A 19,462-nucleotide genomic window follows, 5' to 3' on the forward strand; every position below is an offset into this window, starting at 1 on the left:
CGAGTGTTGCACGCCGCTTTCATTGATTACAGAACAAACCGCGTCACCAGCCCATTCAGGTCCACCGCCAGGCGCGACAGTTCCTGGCTGGCGGCGCAGGTTTGGGTGGCGCCGGCGGCGGTCTGGGTGGACAGGTCGCGAATATTCACCAGGCTGCGGTCCACCTCCCGCGCCACCAGTGCTTGTTGCTCGGCGGCGCTGGCGATCACCAGGTTGCGCTGGCTGATCTGCGAGATGGCGGCGGTGATTTTCTCCAGGGCGCTGCCGGCGCTGTTGGCCCGTTGCAGGGTTTGGCCGGCGTGTTCGGCGCTGCTGTTGAGGGCCTCGACGGTGTTCTGGGTACCTTGCTGGATGCTGGTGATCATCTGCTCGATTTCCTGGGTGGAGTCCTGGGTGCGCTGGGCGAGCGAGCGCACCTCATCGGCGACTACCGCAAACCCGCGCCCGGCTTCACCGGCGCGCGCGGCTTCAATGGCGGCGTTGAGCGCCAGCAGGTTGGTTTGCCCGGCAATGCCACGGATCACCTCCAGCACCTTGCTGATGTCCTGCGCCTGTACGGCCAGGCCTTCGGCCTTGTTCGAGGCGCCGAGCACTTCCTCCACCAGGTTCTGGATCGAACTGATGGTTTCGCTGATCTGGTAGTGGCCGTGCTTGCTGTCTTCGTCCGAGGCCTGGGACGCTTCGGCGCTGGACACCGCGTTACCCGCCACTTCGTCCACCGCTGCGCTCATCTGGTTGACGGCGGTGGCGGCCTGTTCGATTTCATCGTTCTGCGCCTGCAGGCCACGGGTGCTCTGGTCCATCACCGAACTCATTTCCTCGGCCGCCGAGGCCAGTTGCTGGGCCGACTCGCTGATGCCTCGGATGGTGCTCTGCAACTGCGCCTGCATGCTGGCCAGCGCGCTGAGCAGTTGGGCCGGTTCATCGGTGCCACTGACCTTGATCGGCTGGCTCAAGTCGCCGTTGGCGATGGTGCGTGCCACGCTCAGGGCCTGGGCGATTGGGTGGGTGATGCTGCGAGTCAACAACCAGGCCATCAGCAAGGTGGCGATCAGCGCACCCACGATAATCAGGCTGACCACCCACTGCGCGCTCGAATACATCTGTGCCGCCGAATCGGCGGCGGCCTCGACGCCGTTCTGGTTGAACACGATCAGGTTTTCCAGGCTCTGGCTGAGGACCGCACCCTGGGGGGCGAGGCGACTGACGAGCAGGTCGAGGGCGTCCTGCTGCTGATCCTTGTCCACCAGCGCGATCATTTGGCTAGCGATGGCGAGGTAGGTCGCCACATTGGTTCTCAGGGTTTTGAGCAACTCGCGTTCTTCGTCGTTGCTCAGCAAGGTTTCATGCCGGTCGAGCAAGGCTTGCAGCTCGCTGCCGGTGCGGGTGATCAGGCCTCGGCTGGTGTCACGCACCCGCGATTCGTCGGTGCTCACCATGCGCAGGGACTCCAGGCGGACCGTGGCGATCAAGGCGGCGCTGTCGTGGATGTTCTCGATGCTCGGCATCCAATTCTGTTCAATGACCAGCGCACTTTCGCGCAGCTTGACCATCTGGCCCAGCCCAAACAGCCCCACGATCACCAGCAAAGCGGCCAAAACCCCAAAACTCAGGCTGGCGCGCAGCCCGATCCGCATATTCCTCAACGACATCTCAATGCTCCTTGTGCGATTAAAACCTGCTCCCGTAGCGGTCTTTTGACCTTGTCAGGGCGGGAGAGGGCGCGCTGTATATCAAAGTGCCATCAAGCTAGTAATCGGGGTTTCCCTTACTTGGATCCAAAATCATGGCGCATTGCCAGGTTCAAGACCGTTGGCGCTTTTCCAGGGCGGGGTGGCAAGCCACGCGTTTGCGGGGCTAGAGGCGCGGCGGCGGGTGACGTGTGCGCACGTTTATTGACCGATTGGTCGACTTATAAAAAATCAAAATAAATGCATGAAGTGAACGAAGCTGTACAACGCGGCGTAAAAAATCGTCCTTCTCCTGCTCTCCTACACTGGCTAAGCTCAGGGCTTCCAGATGCCCGTTCGAGGTTTCCCGCATGCCGCAGTCCGCCCCCGCCATCGCCCGAATGATCCTCGATGGCTTCGATGATTACCGCGAGCACTTCCGCCAGATCACCGACGGCGCCCGCGAGCGATTCGAAAAGGCCCAGTGGCAACAGGGCCAGGCGGCGTCGGCGGCGCGCATCAACCTGTATGAGGACAAAGTTCTTGAGGTGACCACACGCCTGCGCGCCAGCTTCGATGCCGCGCTGTTGCTGAAGATTGACCTGTGGCCCCTGGTTAAAAGCGCCTACATCGGCCTGATCGACCTGCGCTTCGACGATGAACTGTCGGAGACCTGGTACAACTCGATCTTTTGCGGCCTGTTCAGCCACGACCTGATCAGCGACGGCTGCATGTTCATTCACACCACACGGCCAAGCCTGCGCCGGGCACGCGCGGCGCAAACTCGCACGTACGCACCGGCCGGCAACATTGCGCCGGTGCTGGCGCAAATTTTCACGGACTTCAGCTTCAGCGAACCCTACGCCGACTTGCCCGCCGACCTGCGGCGCCTCCAAGCGCAACTGCGCGAGAACCTGCCGGATTGGGTGTGCAAGGACCCGGACCTCAAGATCGAGCTGTTTGCCTCGGTGCTCTACCGCAACAAAGGCGCCTACCTCGTAGGGCGCATCTACACCCGTGACGAACAATGGCCCTTGGTGATCCCGCTGTTGCACCGCGAGGGGCAGGGGATCCAGATCGATGCGTTGATCACCGACGAAGCCGAGGTGTCGATCATCTTTTCGTTCACCCGCTCCTACTTCATGGTCGACGTGCCGGTACCGGCGGAATTCATCGGCTTTCTCAAGCGCATCCTGCCGGGCAAACACATCGCCGAGTTGTACACCTCCATCGGCTTCTATAAACACGGCAAGTCGGAGTTCTACCGCGCGCTGATCAACCACCTGGCGACCACTGACGATCAATTCATCATGGCTCCCGGTGTGCGCGGCATGGTCATGAGCGTGTTTACCCTGCCGGGCTTCAACACCGTGTTCAAGATCATCAAGGACCGCTTCTCACCGTCGAAAAACGTCAACCGCGCCACAGTGATCGAGAAGTACCGCCTGGTTAAAAGCGTTGATCGTGTCGGGCGCATGGCCGATACCCAGGAGTTCGCCGACTTCCGTTTTCCGCTGAGTAAGTTCGAGCCCGAGTGCCTTGCCGAGCTGTTGGAAGTGGCCGCCGGCACGGTCGAGGTGGAGGGCGACACGGTGCTGATTCGCCACTGTTGGACCGAACGGCGCATGACCCCGCTCAACCTCTATCTCGACAACGCCAACCCCGCCCAGGTGCGTGAAGCCCTGGAAGACTACGGCCTGGCCATCAAGCAACTGGCGGCGGCCAATATCTTCCCCGGCGACATGCTGCTGAAGAATTTCGGTGTCACCCGCCACGGTCGCGTGGTGTTCTACGACTACGACGAGATCTGCTTTCTTACCGAAGCCAACTTCCGCCACATCCCGGCACCGCGTACCCCGGAGGATGAAATGGCCTCCGAGCCCTGGTACTCCATCGGCCCGCTGGACGTGTTCCCGGAAGAGTTCCCACCGTTCCTGTTTGCCGATGCCGGCCAGCGCAAGCTGTTCAATGAACTGCACGGCGAGTTGTACAACGCCGACTATTGGAAGGGCCTGCAAGACGCGATTCGGGCCGGCAAGGTGATCGATGTATTTCCGTATCGCAGAAAAGAGCCGCTGTAAGCGTCAAACGGCAAGTGAAAACCACACGGTGCTTACTGACTGCTTGAAGCTTGCCGCTTGCTGCTGCTTTTCTGCGACAATCCGCCCCCTGCCTATATAGAAGACCCTTGCGTATCTGATGACCGACCAAGCGCCCACTATCGACCAACTGCTCAAAAACCTCGATCACGCCATGCTCGCCGACCGCCACCGCTTGCGTCGGCAGTTGCTTGAGCTGCGCAAGAAACCCGACGAGGAGAAGCTGGCGCAGTGGGTCACGCGCCTGCAGGCTTCCTGCGCCCAGGTCACGGCGCGGCGCGCCAGCCTGCCGGTGATTCGCTACGACGACAGCCTGCCGATCGCGGCCAAGCGCGACGAGATCAAGACGGCGCTGCAAAAGCATCAGGTGCTGATCATTGCCGGCGAAACCGGCTCGGGTAAAACCACCCAGTTACCGAAAATCTGCCTGGAGATCGGCCGCGGCCAGTACGGCCTGATCGGTCACACCCAGCCACGCCGGATCGCCGCGCGCAGCGTCGCCAGCCGCGTGGCCGAAGAGCTGGCCACGCCGCTCGGGGCGTTGGTCGGCTATCAAGTACGCTTCGAAGACCAGAGCGACTCCAATACCCTGGTCAAGCTGATGACCGACGGCATCCTGCTGGCGGAAACCCAGAACGACCGCTACCTGGAACGCTACGACACGATCATTGTCGACGAAGCCCACGAACGCAGCCTGAACATCGACTTCCTGCTGGGTTACCTCAAGACCCTGCTGCCGCGGCGCCCGGACCTGAAAGTCATCATCACCTCGGCGACCATCGACCTTGAACGGTTTTCCAAGCACTTCGACGATGCGCCGATTGTCGAGGTCTCGGGCCGCACCTTCCCGGTGGACACCTGGTATCGCCCGCTGACGCTGGAACAGGACGAGGAGGGCAACCGCGTCGAGGACGACTTGACCGTTGACCAGGCGATCCTCGCCACCCTCGACGAAATCGCCGCCTATGAGCGCAGCGAACGGCGCAGCCCCGGCGATGTGCTGGTGTTTTTGCCGGGCGAGCGCGAGATTCGCGACGCCGCCGAGATGCTGCGCAAGGCCCAGCTCAAGCACACCGAAATCCTGCCACTGTATGCGCGCCTGTCGCCGGCCGAGCAGCAGCGCATTTTCCAGTCCCACCCCGGCCGCCGGGTGGTGCTGGCGACCAACGTCGCGGAAACCTCGCTGACCGTGCCGGGCATTCGTTACGTGATCGACAGCGGCACCGCGCGCATCAGCCGCTACAGCTACCGTGCCAAGGTGCAGCGGCTGCCGATCGAGGCCATTTCCCAGGCCAGCGCCAACCAGCGTAAAGGCCGTTGTGGCCGGGTGGAGCCGGGCATCTGTATCCGCCTGTACAGCGAAGAAGATTTTATCGGCCGCCCGGAATTCACCGACCCGGAGATCCTGCGCACCAACCTGGCCGCCGTGATCCTGCAAATGCTGCACCTGCGCCTGGGCGAGATCACCGATTTCCCGTTTATCGAACCGCCGGATGGCAAGGCCATCAGCGACGGTTTCAACCTGCTGCAAGAGCTGTCGGCGGTCGACCGCAACAGCCAGCTCACGCCGCTGGGCCGTCAACTGGCGCGCCTGCCGGTGGACCCGCGCATGGGCCGCATGCTGCTCGAAGCCGCCAAGCTCGGCAGCTTGCAGGAAGTGCTGATCGTCGCCAGCGCGATGTCGATCCAGGATCCGCGCGAACGCCCGCCCGAGCGTCAACAGGCCGCCGACCAGGCCCACGCCCAATGGAAAGACCCGGACTCGGACTTCGCCGGGCTGGTCAACTTGTGGCGCGGCTTTGAAGAACAACGCCAGGCGCTCACCGCCAGCCCGCTGCGCAACTGGTGCCGCAAAAATTTCCTCAACTATTTGCGCCTGCGCGAATGGCGTGACTCCCATCGCCAGTTGAGCCTGATCTGCCGCGACATGCAGCTGGCCCTCAACAAAGAGCCGGCCGACTATCCGAAACTGCACAAGGCCGTGCTGGTGGGCCTGCTCAGCCAGATCGGCCAGAAGACCGAAGAGGGCGATTACCTCGGCGCGCGTCAGCGTCGCTTCTGGATTCACCCGTCATCGGGCATCGGCAAAAAACGCCCGCAATGGCTGATGACCGCCGAGCTGGTGGAAACCACCAAGCTCTATGCGCGCATGGTGGCCAAGATCGATGCCGACTGGATCGAGCCGTTGGCCGGGCACCTGATCAAGAAAAACCACTTCGAACCGCACTGGGAAAAAAAGCGCGGCCAAGTAGTGGCCTTCGAGCAGATCACCCTGTTCGGGCTGATTGTGGTCGGGCGCCGGCCGGTGCATTACGGGCCGATTGACCCGGTGGTGTCCCGCGAGCTGTTTATCCGCGAAGGCCTGGTGCGTGGCGAGATTCAGTCCCGCGCCAAGTGCCTCACGGCCAACCAGCAGTTGCTGGAGCAGCTCGACGAACTGGAAGCCAAGGCGCGCCGCCGCGACATCCTGGCCGACGAAGAAACCCTGTACGCCTTCTACGACGCGCGCTTGCCGGCGGAGATCCACCAGACCGCGACTTTTGACAGTTGGTACAAGGTCAACAGCCAGAAAGACCCGCAGTTGCTGATCATGCGTGAGGAAGATGTGCTGGCCCGCGAAGCCAGTGAAGTCACCGCCGCGCATTACCCGGACACCTTGCACCTGGGCGACCTGGCCCTGGCGCTCAGCTACCACTTCGAACCCAACCACCCGCGCGATGGCGTGACCTTGCGCGTGCCGGCGCCGCTGCTGCCGGCCTTGCCGCCGGAGCGCCTGGAATGGCTGGTACCGGGGTTGATCGAAGCCAAGTGCATTGCCTTGGTGCGCAACTTGCCCAAGGCCCTGCGCAAGAACTTCGTGCCGGTGCCGGACTTCATCAAAGCCGCGCTGCAACGCATCGAATTCGGCCAGGGCTCTTTGCCGCAGGCACTGGGCCGCGAACTGCTGCGCATGACCGGCGCGCGGGTCAGCGATGAAGCCTGGGCTGAAGCGGCGCAGCAGGTGGAAAACCACCTGAAGATGAACCTGGAAGTCGTCGACGCCCAGGGCAAGTTCCTCGGCGAAGGCCGTGACCTGGCCGAGCTGACCGCACGGTTCGCCGAAGCCAGCCAGGCCGCGCTGGCCGTGCCGCACACCGCGAAGAGCCAGCAACCGGTGGAGGCCAAAGTGTTCGCCGCCGTGGCCGAGAAAACCCAGCAGAACATCGCCGGGCTGTCGATGACCGTGTATCCGGCGCTGGTGGAAGAAAACGGCACGGTCAAGGAAGGGCGTTTTTCCACCGCAGCCGAAGCCGAGTTTCAGCACCGCCGCGCCTTGCAGCGTCTGTTGATGCAGCAACTGGCGGAACCGGCCAAGTTCCTGCGCGGCAAATTGCCCGGCCTGACTGAGTTGGGCCTGATGTACCGCGAATTGGGGCGTATCGACGCGCTGGTGGAAGACATCCTGCTGGCCAGCCTCGACACCTGCGTGCTGGACGGCGAAGCCAGCCTGCCGCGTGATGGCGCGGGCCTGGCCGCCTTGGCCGAGCGCAAGCGTGGCAGTTGGACCGAGCATGCCGAACGCCTGGCGCGCTTGACCCTGGACGTGCTGAAACTCTGGCATGGCCTGCAAAAGCGCTTCAAAGGCAAGATCGACCTGGCCCAGGCCGTGGCGCTCAACGATATCAAGCAGCAGTTGAGCAACCTGGTGTACCCGGGTTTTGTGCGCGAAACCCCGGCACAGTGGCTCAAGGAGCTGCCGCGATACCTCAAGGCCATCGAACTGCGCCTGGAGAAACTGCCGGGCCAGGTGCAGAAGGATCGGGTGTGGAGCGGCGAACTCGGCGGGTTGTGGGCGCAGTACCAGAACCGTCTGAATAAACATACCCAGGAAGGCAAGCGCGACCCTCAGTTGGAGCTCTACCGCTGGTGGTTGGAGGAATATCGCGTGTCGTTGTTTGGCCAGCAATTGGGCGCCAAGGTACCGATTTCCGACAAACGCTTGAGCAAGCAATGGGGCCAGGTAGAGCCCTGAAGCCTTGCTCGGTTTCCAGCACACAGCAGGTTCAAATGTGGGAGGGGGCTTGCTCCCACATTTAAAAGAGGCGCTTTTGAGAGAGGGCGCCAAATTCCTGGGTTTGTGGCAAACTTCGCCGCTATAAATCCCGGGATCGCCGCAAACGGCGGCGGCCCGATGGAATAAAGCATTGCCAGTTTGATGTCCGCCAGGCGGAATAAAACTACTTAAAGTTTGGTACGACGGTACCAATATCTTCTGCCTGACAGACATAGAGGAACGACCGTGCATAACGTCGTCATCAGCGGCACTGGCCTGTACACCCCTGCCAACAGCATCTCCAACGAAGAGCTGGTGCAGTCTTTCAATACCTATGTGCAACAGTTCAACCGCGACAACGCTGCCGCCATCGAGCGCGGGGACGTGCAGGCGCTGACCGAATCCAGCGCGGCGTTTATCGAGAAGGCATCCGGCATCAAGAGCCGCTTTGTGATGGACAAGGACGGCATCCTTGACCCGCAACGCATGACCCCGCGCCTGCCCGAGCGCAGCAATGACGAGTGGTCGGTACTCTGCCAGATGGCTATCGGCGCTGCCGAGCAAGCCTTGCAGCGCGCCGGCAAGACCGCCGCCGACATCGATGGCGTGATCGTCGCCTGTTCCAACCTGCAGCGTGCTTACCCGGCGATCGCCATCGAAGTCCAGGAAGCCCTGGGCATCGAAGGCTTCGGCTTTGACATGAACGTGGCGTGTTCCTCGGCCACGTTCGGCATCCAGAATGCCGCCAACAGCATCCAGCTGGGCCAGGCCCGGGCGATCTTGATGGTCAACCCGGAGGTCTGCACCGGTCACCTTAATTTCCGCGACCGCGACAGCCACTTCATCTTTGGCGATGCGGCCACGGCGGTCGTCCTCGAGCGCGCCGACCTGGCGACCTCCAAGCACCAGTTCGACGTGGTGAGCACCAAGCTGCTGACCAAGTTCTCCAATACCATCCGCAACAACTTCGGCTTCCTCAACCGCGCGGCGGAGGAAGGCATCGGCGCGCCGGACAAACTGTTCGTGCAGGAAGGCCGCAAAGTCTTCCGCGACGTGTGCCCGATGGTGGCCGAGCTGATCGGCGTGCATCTGGCGGAAAACCAGCTGGAGGTGGCTGATGTGAAGCGCTTCTGGCTGCACCAGGCCAACCTGAGCATGAACCACCTGATCGTGAAGAAGCTGCTGGGCCGCGAAGCTACCGTGGAAGAGGCCCCGGTGATTCTCGATACGTACGCCAATACCAGCTCGGCCGGTTCGGTGATTGCGTTTCACACTTATCAGGATGATCTGCCCAAGGGCGCGGTCGCGGTACTCAGCTCGTTTGGCGCGGGCTATTCAATCGGCAGCGTGATCCTGCGCAAGCGCTGAGAATGCGCTGGCGCGCGATCAACTGCGGGAGCGGGCTTGCGAAAGCGCTCGGCCAGTCACCGGATACTGTGGCTGACACGGCCCCTTCGCGAGCAAGCCCGCTCCCACATTGACCGTATTCCACGGCAAGATCGAGGTTAACGATGGCAGCAGTGGACGACACGCACCTGCTTGAACGTTTGCTCAAGGGTGAGCAGCGGGCCTACAAGGAATTGGTCGTCACCTACCAGAGCGCCATGCGCGCGGTGGCTTATGCGATTGTCGGCCAGCGCCATGCCGATGAAGTGGTGCAGGACGCCTGGCTGTCGGTGGTGCGCAACCTGGGCAAATTCGAAGGGCGCTCCAGCCTCAAGACCTGGCTGCTGACCATCACCGCCAACGCTGCCAAGGGCCGCTACAAACAGAATCGTCGCGAAGTGCTGCTCGACGATTTACCGTCGCCCCACGGCACCATCGGCGATGATCGCTTCAGCCCCGACGACGGTCACTGGGCTGTTGCCCCGTATGCCTGGCACCAGGACACGCCGGAAGCGCTGCTCACCGAAGACGAACTGCGCAAATGCCTGGAACATACGTTACTCAGTTTGTCGCAACTGCAAAGCAGCGTGCTGGTGCTGCGCGAGCGCCAGGGCCTGGAATTGGAAGAGATCTGTAATCTCCTGAGCCTCACGCTCTCCAATGTCCGTGTGCTGTTGCACCGAGCGCGGCTGAAAGTCTTCGCCACGGTGGAGCATTTTGAGGAAACGGGCGAATGTTGACCTGCAAGGAACAAGTGGCGCGATCCAGTGATTATCTCGATGGGCAATTGACCTTTCGCGAGCGTCTGCTGGTGCGTCATCACTTGATGTTCTGCCCGAACTGCCGCCGGTTTATTCGTCAGATGCGCCTGCTGCAGGCGACGCTGAAGATCATGCCGCAGGAGCCGGTGAAAGAGGCTGATGCCCTGGCGCAGCGGCTGGCGGCCGAGCGGCTCAAGGATCTGTAAGGCGGTTGCAAATCAAAAGCGGCAAGTGACGCGCTTCTCCTTGAAGCGTGCCGCTTGCCGCTTGACGCTGCTTGTTTAGAACTTGGCCTCGGCATCCAACTGCAAGGTATTGGCGTTGGCGTCACGCTGGGTGCGGCTGGCGAAATCCGCCTTGGTCAGGAAGTAGGTGGCGCCGACCGCGAAGTTCTTGTCGATGTCGTAACCCACTTTGAGCTTGTGCCCGCGCGAGCCGGTGGTGCCGTTGGCAAAGTCCGAGTCGGTGAAGGCACCCACCACGGCGTTACGTTGCGTATCGCGGTAGTTGTAGTCCAGGTTGAAACCGAACACCTTGGACTTGGCGCCCAGCAACCAGGCGGTGTCCTGATCGGTAGAGGCGTCGTTGTTTTTCACGTATTGGCCATACAGCGACAGCGGAACAGCCAGGCCGCCGATGTCCAGTTGGCTGAAACCTTCGTACAGGCGGAACTCTTCGTTGGCCGAGTTACCGTTGACCGCCAGGGCGCATGGCGTGGTGGTCGTGGTGCAGCGGCTGTCCTCATCGTTCTGGTAGGCGTACACGCTGCCGCCCACGGTCAGTTTGAGGTTGTCGGTCAGCGCGAAGCGCGAACCCAGTTGGCCGGCCGTCAGGCGCAGGTCGTGACGGAACTGCACGCCGTCGCCGTCCACGTTGTCCTTGAGGTTGTAGTTGCCGATGCTGCCGAACACCTCGGCGCTGCCACCCAATGGGTACTTGTAGGTCAGGGCCAGGCCTTCCGGGTTGATATCGCTATCCCAGATCACGTCGCCCATGTTGACCCAGGGTTGCAGCATCTTGCCGCCGATCACGTGCAGGTTCTTGATCTGGTCGGGGTGGTAGTCGATATAGCCCAGGTCCAGCCAGATCGACTTCTTGTCGAAGTAACCATCCTGGTCCTGGTTGGTGGAACGCGCATCGTCGCCGCCGCCGGTGGCGATACGAATACCGGTGTCCACTTGCGGGTTGATTTCGGTGTAGGCGCCCAGGCGGGCACGAATACGCTGACGGTCCTTGTCGCGCCCGCCGTTGTTGGGTTCGCCATCGATCTTGATGGTTTCCTGACGGAACCGCACATCACCCTTGAACTGCGTCTTGGCGGCCCAGGCCAGCTTCTGGTCGAAGCTGCTCAGCTCGTTGGTTTTTTTCGCGGTGGCCGCGATCTGTTCGTTGGTCTCTTGTTGAGCTTGCCGTGCGATCTGCTGTTCTTTCTGGTCTTTGGCCAACTCACTTTGCAGTTCGGTGTACTGCGCAGCGGTAATCTGGCCGTTGGCCTTGAGCATGTCGAGCAATTTAGCGTCGACTGCGGCGCTGGCCGGAACGCTCAGGGCCAGTAACAGGCCGCCGCACAGGGCCGCCGCAGTTTTAGTGGAAGCAAGACGCATATCAATCTCCGAAAGTGAGGAGGGATGGCAAACCATCCAGGACACAACCGACCGATGACGGACGGAAAAATAGCCGCCTGCTAGAACCAGGCGCTCTAAAAACAGGCGTCAGTATCGCGAGGGTTTATGACGCAGCAGTGGCGAAGTGATGTCATCTACATGACAAATCACTCAGCCTTGGAACTAATGGTTTAGAGCCTTGTCGTGCGATTTGAAGGTGTGCCAGGCCCGCCGATGAGCGATACTCGCCAGGCTTTCACGCCCTGAAGTAGTGAGGATGCCGATGCCGCTGCAACGCCTGGACAGCCTGTCCGAAATCGACCCGCAGGTGTGGGACGCCCTCGCGCCGCAGGCCCAGCCTTTTGTGCGGCATGCGTTCCTGAGCGCACTGGAAGACAGCGCCAGCCTGGGCCCGCAATCGGGCTGGCGGCCCGAGCATTTGCTGCACTGGGAGGGTGATCGGCTGGTGGCGGCACTGCCGGGTTATCGCAAGTGGCATTCCTACGGTGAGTATGTGTTCGACCATGGCTGGGCCGACGCCTGTGCGCGGGCGGGTATCGACTACTACCCCAAGCTGCTCACGGCCGTGCCCTTCAGCCCGGTCAGCGGGCCACGGCTATTGGCCGCCAACGCCGAGGATGGCTTTGAACTGCTCAACAGCCTGCCGGGTTATCTGGAAATCGAAGGGCTTAGCAGTGCGCACGTCAATTTCACCGATGCGTTGGCCGATGAGGCGCTGGCCCGGCAACCGGGCTGGATGCAGCGCCTGGGCTGCCAGTTTCATTGGCAGAACCGTGGTTATCGCGACTTCCAGGATTTCCTCGACGCCCTCAGTTCACGCAAGCGCAAGCAGATGCGTAAAGAACGTGAACAAGTGGCGGGGCAGGGCATCGATTTCGAATGGTTGCAAGGTGGTGAACTGAGCGAGGCGCAGTGGGATTTTGTCTACGCCTGCTATGCCAACACCTACGCGGTACGCCGCCAGGCCCCGTACCTGACCCGCGCGTTTTTCAGTCTGCTGGCCGAACGCATGCCCCAGGCCATCCGCGTGGTACTGGCCAAGCAAGGCCCGCGGCCCGTTGCCATGGCCTTCAGCCTGATCGGGGGTGACAGTTTTTATGGTCGCTACTGGGGCTGCCTGGCGGAATTCGATCGCCTGCATTTCGAAACCTGTTTTTACCAGGGCATGGACTACGCCATCGCTCAGGGCCTGCAACGCTTCGACGCCGGCGCCCAGGGCGAGCACAAACTGATTCGCGGGTTCGAACCGGTGATCACCCGTTCCTGGCACTACCTGCGTCATCCGGGGTTGAAGAATGCCGTGGAGGACTTCCTCGAGCGCGAGCGGGTGGGGATTGTGGCCTATGCCGAAGAGGCGAGGGCGGCCCTGCCTTATCGGCAGGCGTGAGTCGTCCCGATAGCACTAACCCGTCAACGCACTGTTGACTGCCCCAGCGCTATCGGGAGCAAGCCCGCTGTGGTAGAGGCGGGGCAGTATTCAATCGATACCCACAAACCCCCCGGTCTGGTGCTGCCACAACCGGGCATACAGCCCCTTATGCGCCAGCAGCTCGGCATGGCTGCCACTTTCGGCAATCTGGCCTTTTTCCAGCACCACCAGGCGATCCATCCGCGCAATGGTCGACAAGCGGTGCGCAATCGCGATTACCGTCTTGCCTTGCATCAGGGTCTCCAGGCTTTCCTGGATCGCCGACTCGACTTCCGAGTCGAGCGCCGAGGTGGCTTCGTCCATGATCAGGATCGGCGCGTCCTTGAGCAGTACGCGGGCGATAGCGATGCGCTGGCGTTGCCCGCCCGACAGTTTCACCCCGCGTTCGCCCACGTGGGCATCCAGCCCGGTGCGGCCTTCGGCGTCCGACAGCAGCGGGATGAACTCATCGGCGCGGGCCTTGTGCACGGCGGCCCAGAGTTCTTCGTCGGTGGCGTCGGGCTTGCCGTACAGCAGGTTGTCGCGGATCGAGCGGTGCAGCAACGAGGTGTCCTGGGTGATCATGCCGATCCGCTCGCGCAGGGACTCCTGTGCCACCTCGGCGATGTTCTGGCCGTCGATCAGAATGCGCCCGCCTTGCAGGTCATAGAGGCGCAGCAGCAGGTTGACCAGTGTCGACTTGCCCGCCCCCGAGGGGCCGATAAGGCCGATTTTTTCGCCGGCCTTGATCTCAAGGTTCAAGTCGCCAATGATCCCGCTGCGTTTGCCGTAGTGAAAATCCACCTGTTCAAAACGCACTTCGCCGTGGGGCACGCTCAGGCGTGGGGCGTTGTCGCGGTCGACCACCGCCAATGGTTGGGCGATGGTCTTGAGGCCGTCCTGCACGATGCCGATGTTTTCGAAAATGCCGTTGACCACCCACATGATCCAGCCGGACATATTGACGATGCGAATCACCAGGCCCGTGGCCAGCGCGATGGCGCCTACGGAGATCAGCGATTGCGTCCACAGCCACAGGGCCAGGCCGGTGGTGGTGACGATCAGCAGACCGTTCAGCACGGTGATCACCGCATCCATGCTGGTGAGCACGCGTGCCGCCAGCTGGGTTTTTTCGGTTTGCTCAATGATCGCTTCCTTGGCGTATTCCTGCTCATTCTGCGTATGGGCGAACAGCTTCAAGGTGGTGATGTTGGTGTAGCCGTCGACGATGCGGCCCATGAGTTTGGAGCGCGCTTCGGAAGACATCACCGAGCGTTCCTTGACCCTTGGCACGAAGTAACGCAAAGCCAGGCAGTAGCAAATGATCCAGGTGATCAGCGGGATCATCAGCCGCCAGTCGGCCTCGGCAAACAACACCAGCGAAGTGATGGCGTAGATCGATACATGCCAGATGGCCTCCGCGGTTGCCACCGCAGAGTCACGCAGGGCGTTGCCGGTTTGCATGATGCGCTGGGCAATGCGCCCGGCGAAATCATTCTGGAAGAAATTCAAGCTCTGCTTGAGCACGTAGCTGTGGTTCTGCCAGCGGATCTGGCTGGTCATGCCGGGGTTGATGGTCTGGTGCACCAGCAGATCATGCAGGCTGTTGAAAATCGGCCGCAGCAGCAGGGCGACCACGGCCATCCAGATCAGCTCGGCGCTGTGCACTTGGAAGAAGTTGGCGGGCGGTGTGCCCTGGGCCAGGTCGATAATGCGGCTCAGGTAGCTGAACAGCGCGACTTCGATCAATGCGCCGACCAGCCCCACCACGAGCAGCGCGGCAAAGCACGGCCACACCTGGCGCAGGTAGTAGAGGTAGAAGGGCAGGACTTTATCGGGCGGGGCGGCGCTGGGGGCGTCGCGGAAAATATCGATCAGTTGTTCAAAACGACGATAGAGCATTAGGGTTGACGCCCGCCGGGCGGGCTCTCCTTTCAAATGCGCGCGCAGCCTAGTGGGCTACGCGCGAAGCTTCCTGCAAACCTCAGTCGATGCGCTTGGCCGACTTGATGATCACAGGATCGATTGGCACGTTTTGCATGCCCTGCTTGGTGGTGGTCTGGGAGTTGACGATGATGTCGACCACGTCCATGCCCTTGACCACTTTGGCGAACACGGCATAACCGGCATCGCGACCTGGGTCGAGGAAGGCATTGTCGGCCACGTTGATGAAGAACTGGCTGGTGGCCGAATCCGGGTTCGAGGTGCGGGCCATCGACAGTGTGCCGCGCACGTTATGCAGGCCGTTGCTGGCTTCGTTCTTGATCGGCGCTTCGGTCGGCTTTTGCGACATCTGCTGGGTGAAGCCGCCGCCCTGGACCATGAAGCCTGGGATCACCCGGTGGAAAATCGTGTTGGTGTAAAAGCCCTTGTCGACATAGGCCAGGAAGTTCTTGGTACTGATCGGCGCCTTCACCGGGTCCAGTTCGATTTCAATCTGGCCGTTGGTGGTGTCGAGCAAAACGTGCGGCGCCTTGGCCGGCTCAGCCGCCATCAGGTTGGCAGCGAACAAGGCGGAACCGGCAAAGAAGGCGATTTTTTTCAGCATGGGTCAGTGATCCTGGGTAGTGGTGTCGACGGTCGTTAGAAAGTCGAGCAGGGTAGCGTTAAAGACTTCGGGTTGATCCAAGGGCGTGGCGTGACGGGAATCCTCGATCACCACCAGTCGCGCATCGGGCAGCAGTTTTACATAGATTTCTTTCTGGGCCACGGGGGTGTAGTCGTGGTCGGCGCTGATGACCAGGGTTGGACAGGTAATCCGCCAAAGTCGTTCCTGCACACCCCAGCCCACAATCGCATCGAAGCTGGCGAGATAAGCACGTTTGTCGTTTTTTGCCCAGCGTTCGGCCATCTTGCGGCGCAGGTCGGCCTGCTCCGGTTTGGGAAATAATCGGTCACCCAGCGCCTTGCCGATGGTGCTCAGGCTGAGTACGCGGGCCAGGGTCCGGCGCTTGGCCCATTGCCAGTAATCATCGGCGCTGCGCACTTTTACCTCGGGGGCACTGTTGACGATGCACAGGCTCCTGACCAGGGCGGGTTGGTCCACGGCCAACTGAAACGCGATCATGCCGCCCATGGACAGGCCCACTACATGGGCGGGCGGCAGGTTCAAGTGGTCGAACAGTGCCAGCAGGTCATGGGCAAACCCCTGGATGCTGTAGCGCTCGCGGGGTTTGTCGGAGCGCCCGTGGCCGCGAACGTCGACCACGACCAGGCGGTAGTGCCTGGCCAGTACCGGCACTTGCAGTTCCCAGTCCTGGCTGCTGGAGCCGAGGCCGTGGATCAGCAGCAGCGGGGTGCCGTGGCCGTATTCCTCGTAGTGCAGGCTGCAGTCGTCGTGGTCGAACCAGGCCATGCATGAACTCCGTTTCAGGCTTGCCGGGGAGCGGCGAAAGGCGCATCCAGCGGGGCCGTGTCAAAGGTGCGCAGCAGTTCCACGAGGATCTGCGTCGCCGGCCCCAAGGGTTTGTCCTTGTTTGAATACAAATAGAACGTAGGGTGGCGGCTGCCACCCTGCTCCAAGGGTAGTTGCTTGAGCACGCCCTCGGCGAGTTCGCGCTCGATCATGTGCCGGGGCAACCAGGCAAAGCCCAGGCCGCTGCCGACGAAGGATGCCGCGGTGGCCAGGCTGCCGACGGTCCAGCGCTGCTCGGCGCCGAGCCAGCCCACATCGCGGGGTTGCTGGCGGCCGGAGTCGCGGATCACCACTTGCATCTGGCTTTCCAGGTCCTGGAAGCTCAGCTCGCGATTCATGCGGTGCAGGGCGTGCTCGGGATGGGCCACGGCGACGAATTCCACGTCGCTCATTTCCGTGCCCAGGTAACCGGGGATGCTGAAGCCGCAGATCGCCAGGTCGGCCACGCCCTCGATCAGCAGTTCCTCGACGCCCGACAACACCTCTTCACGCAGGCGCACGCGGCAGCCACGGCTCTGCGGCATAAAAGCGCTGAGCGCACGTACCAGGCGTGCGTTAGGGTAGGCGGCATCGACCACCAGCCGCACTTCGGCTTCCCAGCCCTGTTCCATATGGTGGGCGAGGTCTTCCAGTTGGCTGGCGTTTTTGACTAACTGCCGGGAGCGCCTCAATAGCACTTCGCCGGCATCGGTCAGCACCGCCTTGCGCCCATCGATGCGCAGCAGTGGCACGCCGAGCTGGTCTTGCATGCGGGCCACGGTGTAGCTCACCGAGGACTGCGAACGGTGCAGCGCTTCGGCCGCCTGGGCGAAGCCGCCATGGTCGACCACGGCTTGCAGCGTGCGCCATTGATCGAGGGTAACGCGGGGCGCTTTCAAGATAGGTTCCTCTTGTCCTAAGCTGGCGGTCCTTATTGGAGACTGCCGAATGAGAAAATTCTGTTGTGTGTTGCTGGCGCTGCTGCCGATGAGCGCGTTCGCCTACCCCATCGACGTGACCAAAAAGATCGATGGCGTGAGCGTGGACTACACCGCCTCCGATGTGGACGGCGACATCAGTTCGATTCAACTCAATAACTACGGCACCCGAGACGCGGTGTGCTCGGTAACCTTCACCAACGGCCCGGAAGCGCCGCGACGTCGCACGGTCACGGTACCGGCGGGCAAAAGCACCAACACCACGGTGAAGTTCAACCGCGCCATTATCAAGATGCGTATTGCCCTGGCTTGCGCGCCGAAATAAAGCGGCAGCGGAGCATGCCCACAGGAATACTCCGCTTATCAACAAATTTCTAGATGGGTTGCAGCAGTTTTTTGCGCTTTTTTATCGAATGAGCCTTGGTTAATCTTTTCTCCATCGACTTACAGCAGTTTCAGATGGAGCCTACGAAGCCATGTCCAACGTTCTGATCATCGAAAGCAGCGCCCGCCAAACGGATTCGATCTCCCGCCAATTGACCCGGCAGTTCATCAGCCAATGGCAGGCCGCCCACCCGGCGGATCGGATCACCGTGCGTGACGTGGCCCGTGAACCGGTGCCGCACCTGGACGCCAACTTGCTCGGCGGCTGGATGAAACCGGCGGAGCAGCGCAACGACGACGAACAGATTTCTCTGGACCGCTCCAACGAGTTGACCGACGAACTGCTGGCCGCCGACGTGCTGGTCATGGCTGCACCGATGTACAACTTCGCCATCCCGAGCACCTTGAAAGCCTGGCTGGACCACGTGTTGCGGGCCGGCGTGACCTTCAAGTACACCGCGACCGGACCGCAGGGTTTGCTGACCGGCAAGCGCGCCATTGTGCTCACCGCTCGCGGCGGCATTCATACCGGCGCCAGCTCCGATCACCAGGAACCGTACCTGCGCCAGGTCATGGCCTTTATCGGGATTCACGATGTGACTTTCATCCATGCCGAAGGGGTGAACCTGAGCGGTGACTTCCAGGAGAAGGGCATCAATCACGCCAAGGCGCTGATCGCCCAGGTGGCGTGATCCTTTAATCGTCACGTAATCGCCCGGTGTTTATATCGCTTCACGCAAACCCTTCAAGTACGCGTATCGAACCTCCCTTTGCACTTGTTGCTCCTGAGTGCTCCTGCCCGACTGACGCTTTAGCGAGGTCGGGTTTTTTTTGCCCCGAGTTTCTTCACATCCCGAAAACCTTTAATGTCGCGCCCATTCAAAACGAGGCGCGCATGGGCTATCTACTGGTTGTCACCCTGATACAGGCTTTTTCCTTCAGCTTGATCGGCGAATACCTCGCCGGCCACGTCGACAGCTACTTCGCGGTGCTGGTGCGTGTGGTACTGGCCGGGCTGGTGTTTATCCCGCTGACGCGCTGGCGCTCGGTGGAGCCTGCGTTCATGCGCGGCATGCTGGTGATCGGCGCCCTGCAGTTCGGTGTGACCTACGTGTGCCTGTACCTGAGCTTTCGTGTGCTCACGGTGCCGGAGGTGTTGCTGTTCACCATTCTTACGCCGTTACACGTGACCTTGATCGAAGATGCCCTCAACCGACGCTTCAACCCGTGGGCGCTGGTCGCCGCACTGGTGGCGGTGGCGGGCGCGGCGGTGATTCGTTTCGACCAGATTACCCCGCACTTCCTGATGGGCTTTTTGCTGCTGCAACTGGCCAACTTCACCTACGCCGCCGGGCAAGTGATGTACAAGCACCTGGTGGCGCGTTATCCGAGTGACCTGCCGCATTACCGGCGTTTCGGCTACTTCTACCTCGGCGCCTTGTTGGTGGTGCTGCCGGCATTCCTGTTGTTCGCCAAGGCCGATTTCCTGCCGCAAGCGCCGCTGCAATGGGGCGTGCTGGTGTTCCTGGGCCTGGTCAGCACCGCGCTCGGCATGTATTGGTGGAACAAAGGCGCGTGCCTGGTGCATGGCGGCACGCTGGCAGTGATGAATAACCTGCATGTGCCGGTGGGGTTGTTGCTGAACTTGCTGATCTGGAACCAGCACGAGCCGCTGGGGCGTTTGGCATTGGGCGGGTTGGTGATTCTGGGGGCGGTGTGGATCAGTCGGTTGGGTGTGCGCAAAGCCCCGACCCGCGCCTGAGC

The 19,462-nt window shown here is 61.6% G+C and carries 15 protein-coding genes; 9 read left to right on the forward strand and 6 right to left on the reverse strand.

Annotated elements, in window-relative coordinates; genetic code table 11:
* Positions 1 to 26: 26 nt before the first annotated feature.
* Positions 27 to 1,652 (reverse strand): methyl-accepting chemotaxis protein, encoded by a 1,626-nt coding sequence (locus tag AB4N98_RS20095; protein WP_065878158.1) that lies wholly within the window; start codon positions 1,650 to 1,652, stop codon positions 27 to 29.
* A 389-nt stretch (positions 1,653 to 2,041) separates the two neighbouring features.
* Between AB4N98_RS20095 and aceK the strand changes: the two genes are divergently transcribed.
* From aceK to AB4N98_RS20120, 5 genes are all read left to right on the forward strand, one after another.
* Positions 2,042 to 3,751: a bifunctional isocitrate dehydrogenase kinase/phosphatase gene (gene aceK / locus AB4N98_RS20100; RefSeq protein ID WP_065878156.1), complete on the forward strand. Its 1,710-nt coding sequence runs from the start codon at positions 2,042 to 2,044 to the stop codon at positions 3,749 to 3,751.
* 118 nt (positions 3,752 to 3,869) lie between these two features.
* On the forward strand, positions 3,870 to 7,781 hold the full coding sequence (gene hrpA, locus AB4N98_RS20105; RefSeq protein ID WP_460148881.1) for an ATP-dependent RNA helicase HrpA: 3,912 nt from the start codon (positions 3,870 to 3,872) through the stop codon (positions 7,779 to 7,781).
* Positions 7,782 to 8,048: 267 nt separating this feature from the next.
* On the forward strand, positions 8,049 to 9,170 hold the full coding sequence (locus AB4N98_RS20110; protein WP_017527520.1) for a beta-ketoacyl-ACP synthase III: 1,122 nt from the start codon (positions 8,049 to 8,051) through the stop codon (positions 9,168 to 9,170).
* Positions 9,171 to 9,313: 143 nt separating this feature from the next.
* On the forward strand, positions 9,314 to 9,928 hold the full coding sequence (locus tag AB4N98_RS20115; RefSeq protein ID WP_017527521.1) for an RNA polymerase sigma factor: 615 nt from the start codon (positions 9,314 to 9,316) through the stop codon (positions 9,926 to 9,928).
* Positions 9,922 to 10,155, forward strand: a complete 234-nt coding sequence (locus AB4N98_RS20120) for an anti-sigma factor family protein (RefSeq protein WP_017527522.1) — start codon at positions 9,922 to 9,924, stop codon at positions 10,153 to 10,155. Before AB4N98_RS20115 ends, AB4N98_RS20120 begins: the two co-directional genes overlap by 7 nt.
* A 75-nt stretch (positions 10,156 to 10,230) precedes the next feature.
* Here AB4N98_RS20120 and AB4N98_RS20125 read toward each other — a convergent pair whose 3' ends face one another.
* Positions 10,231 to 11,553: a putative porin gene (locus tag AB4N98_RS20125; protein WP_017527523.1), complete on the reverse strand. Its 1,323-nt coding sequence runs from the start codon at positions 11,551 to 11,553 to the stop codon at positions 10,231 to 10,233.
* Between the two features lie 283 nt (positions 11,554 to 11,836).
* On the opposite strand from AB4N98_RS20125, the gene AB4N98_RS20130 reads away from it, so the two are divergent.
* Positions 11,837 to 12,961 carry a GNAT family N-acetyltransferase gene (locus AB4N98_RS20130; protein ID WP_065878147.1) on the forward strand — a complete coding sequence of 375 codons (1,125 nt, stop codon included), beginning with the start codon at positions 11,837 to 11,839 and terminating at the stop codon, positions 12,959 to 12,961.
* 90 nt (positions 12,962 to 13,051) lie between these two features.
* Here AB4N98_RS20130 and AB4N98_RS20135 read toward each other — a convergent pair whose 3' ends face one another.
* From AB4N98_RS20135 to AB4N98_RS20150, 4 genes are all read right to left on the reverse strand, one after another.
* Positions 13,052 to 14,884, reverse strand: a complete 1,833-nt coding sequence (locus tag AB4N98_RS20135) for an ABC transporter ATP-binding protein (RefSeq protein WP_065878145.1) — start codon at positions 14,882 to 14,884, stop codon at positions 13,052 to 13,054.
* An 82-nt stretch (positions 14,885 to 14,966) separates the two neighbouring features.
* On the reverse strand, positions 14,967 to 15,530 hold the full coding sequence (locus AB4N98_RS20140) for a peptidylprolyl isomerase A (protein ID WP_017527526.1): 564 nt from the start codon (positions 15,528 to 15,530) through the stop codon (positions 14,967 to 14,969).
* A 3-nt stretch (positions 15,531 to 15,533) separates the two neighbouring features.
* The gene (locus tag AB4N98_RS20145) at positions 15,534 to 16,337 is read right to left on the reverse strand and encodes an alpha/beta fold hydrolase (protein ID WP_017527527.1); all 804 of its coding nucleotides are present in this window, start codon (positions 16,335 to 16,337) and stop codon (positions 15,534 to 15,536) included.
* A gap of 14 nt (positions 16,338 to 16,351) precedes the next feature.
* A complete protein-coding gene (locus AB4N98_RS20150) occupies positions 16,352 to 17,275 on the reverse strand; it encodes a LysR family transcriptional regulator (protein ID WP_003175418.1) in 924 nt (307 codons plus the stop codon).
* 49 nt (positions 17,276 to 17,324) lie between these two features.
* On the opposite strand from AB4N98_RS20150, the gene AB4N98_RS20155 reads away from it, so the two are divergent.
* The 3 genes from AB4N98_RS20155 to AB4N98_RS20165 all read left to right on the forward strand — a co-directional run bounded on the left by AB4N98_RS20155 (position 17,325) and on the right by AB4N98_RS20165 (position 19,460).
* Entirely contained in the window at positions 17,325 to 17,639 is a 315-nt protein-coding gene (locus AB4N98_RS20155; protein ID WP_065878143.1) for a 3-phosphoglycerate kinase, read from the forward strand.
* Positions 17,640 to 17,790: 151 nt separating this feature from the next.
* Positions 17,791 to 18,390 carry an FMN-dependent NADH-azoreductase gene (locus AB4N98_RS20160; RefSeq protein WP_017527530.1) on the forward strand — a complete coding sequence of 200 codons (600 nt, stop codon included), beginning with the start codon at positions 17,791 to 17,793 and terminating at the stop codon, positions 18,388 to 18,390.
* 203 nt (positions 18,391 to 18,593) lie between these two features.
* On the forward strand, positions 18,594 to 19,460 hold the full coding sequence (locus tag AB4N98_RS20165) for a carboxylate/amino acid/amine transporter (protein ID WP_017527531.1): 867 nt from the start codon (positions 18,594 to 18,596) through the stop codon (positions 19,458 to 19,460).
* The last annotated feature ends 2 nt before the right edge of the window (positions 19,461 to 19,462 follow it).

Source organism: Pseudomonas sp. S3_E10, assembly GCF_054667615.1.

Excerpts from the sequence above, each read along its gene's own strand:
- AB4N98_RS20140 (WP_017527526.1), bottom strand. The coding sequence starts at position 15,530 with ATGCTGAAAAAAATCGCCTTCTTTGCCGGTTCCGCCTTGTTCGCTGCC.
- AB4N98_RS20120 (WP_017527522.1), top strand. The coding sequence starts at position 9,922 with ATGTTGACCTGCAAGGAACAAGTGGCGCGATCCAGTGATTATCTCGAT.
- AB4N98_RS20095 (WP_065878158.1), bottom strand. The coding sequence starts at position 1,652 with ATGTCGTTGAGGAATATGCGGATCGGGCTGCGCGCCAGCCTGAGTTTT.
- AB4N98_RS20145 (WP_017527527.1), bottom strand. The coding sequence starts at position 16,337 with ATGGCCTGGTTCGACCACGACGACTGCAGCCTGCACTACGAGGAATAC.
- AB4N98_RS20115 (WP_017527521.1), top strand. The coding sequence starts at position 9,314 with ATGGCAGCAGTGGACGACACGCACCTGCTTGAACGTTTGCTCAAGGGT.
- AB4N98_RS20160 (WP_017527530.1), top strand. The coding sequence starts at position 17,791 with ATGTCCAACGTTCTGATCATCGAAAGCAGCGCCCGCCAAACGGATTCG.
- AB4N98_RS20165 (WP_017527531.1), top strand. The coding sequence starts at position 18,594 with ATGGGCTATCTACTGGTTGTCACCCTGATACAGGCTTTTTCCTTCAGC.
- AB4N98_RS20125 (WP_017527523.1), bottom strand. The coding sequence starts at position 11,553 with ATGCGTCTTGCTTCCACTAAAACTGCGGCGGCCCTGTGCGGCGGCCTG.
- aceK (WP_065878156.1), top strand. The coding sequence starts at position 2,042 with ATGCCGCAGTCCGCCCCCGCCATCGCCCGAATGATCCTCGATGGCTTC.
- AB4N98_RS20135 (WP_065878145.1), bottom strand. The coding sequence starts at position 14,884 with ATGCTCTATCGTCGTTTTGAACAACTGATCGATATTTTCCGCGACGCC.
- AB4N98_RS20155 (WP_065878143.1), top strand. The coding sequence starts at position 17,325 with ATGAGAAAATTCTGTTGTGTGTTGCTGGCGCTGCTGCCGATGAGCGCG.
- AB4N98_RS20130 (WP_065878147.1), top strand. The coding sequence starts at position 11,837 with ATGCCGCTGCAACGCCTGGACAGCCTGTCCGAAATCGACCCGCAGGTG.
- hrpA (WP_460148881.1), top strand. The coding sequence starts at position 3,870 with ATGACCGACCAAGCGCCCACTATCGACCAACTGCTCAAAAACCTCGAT.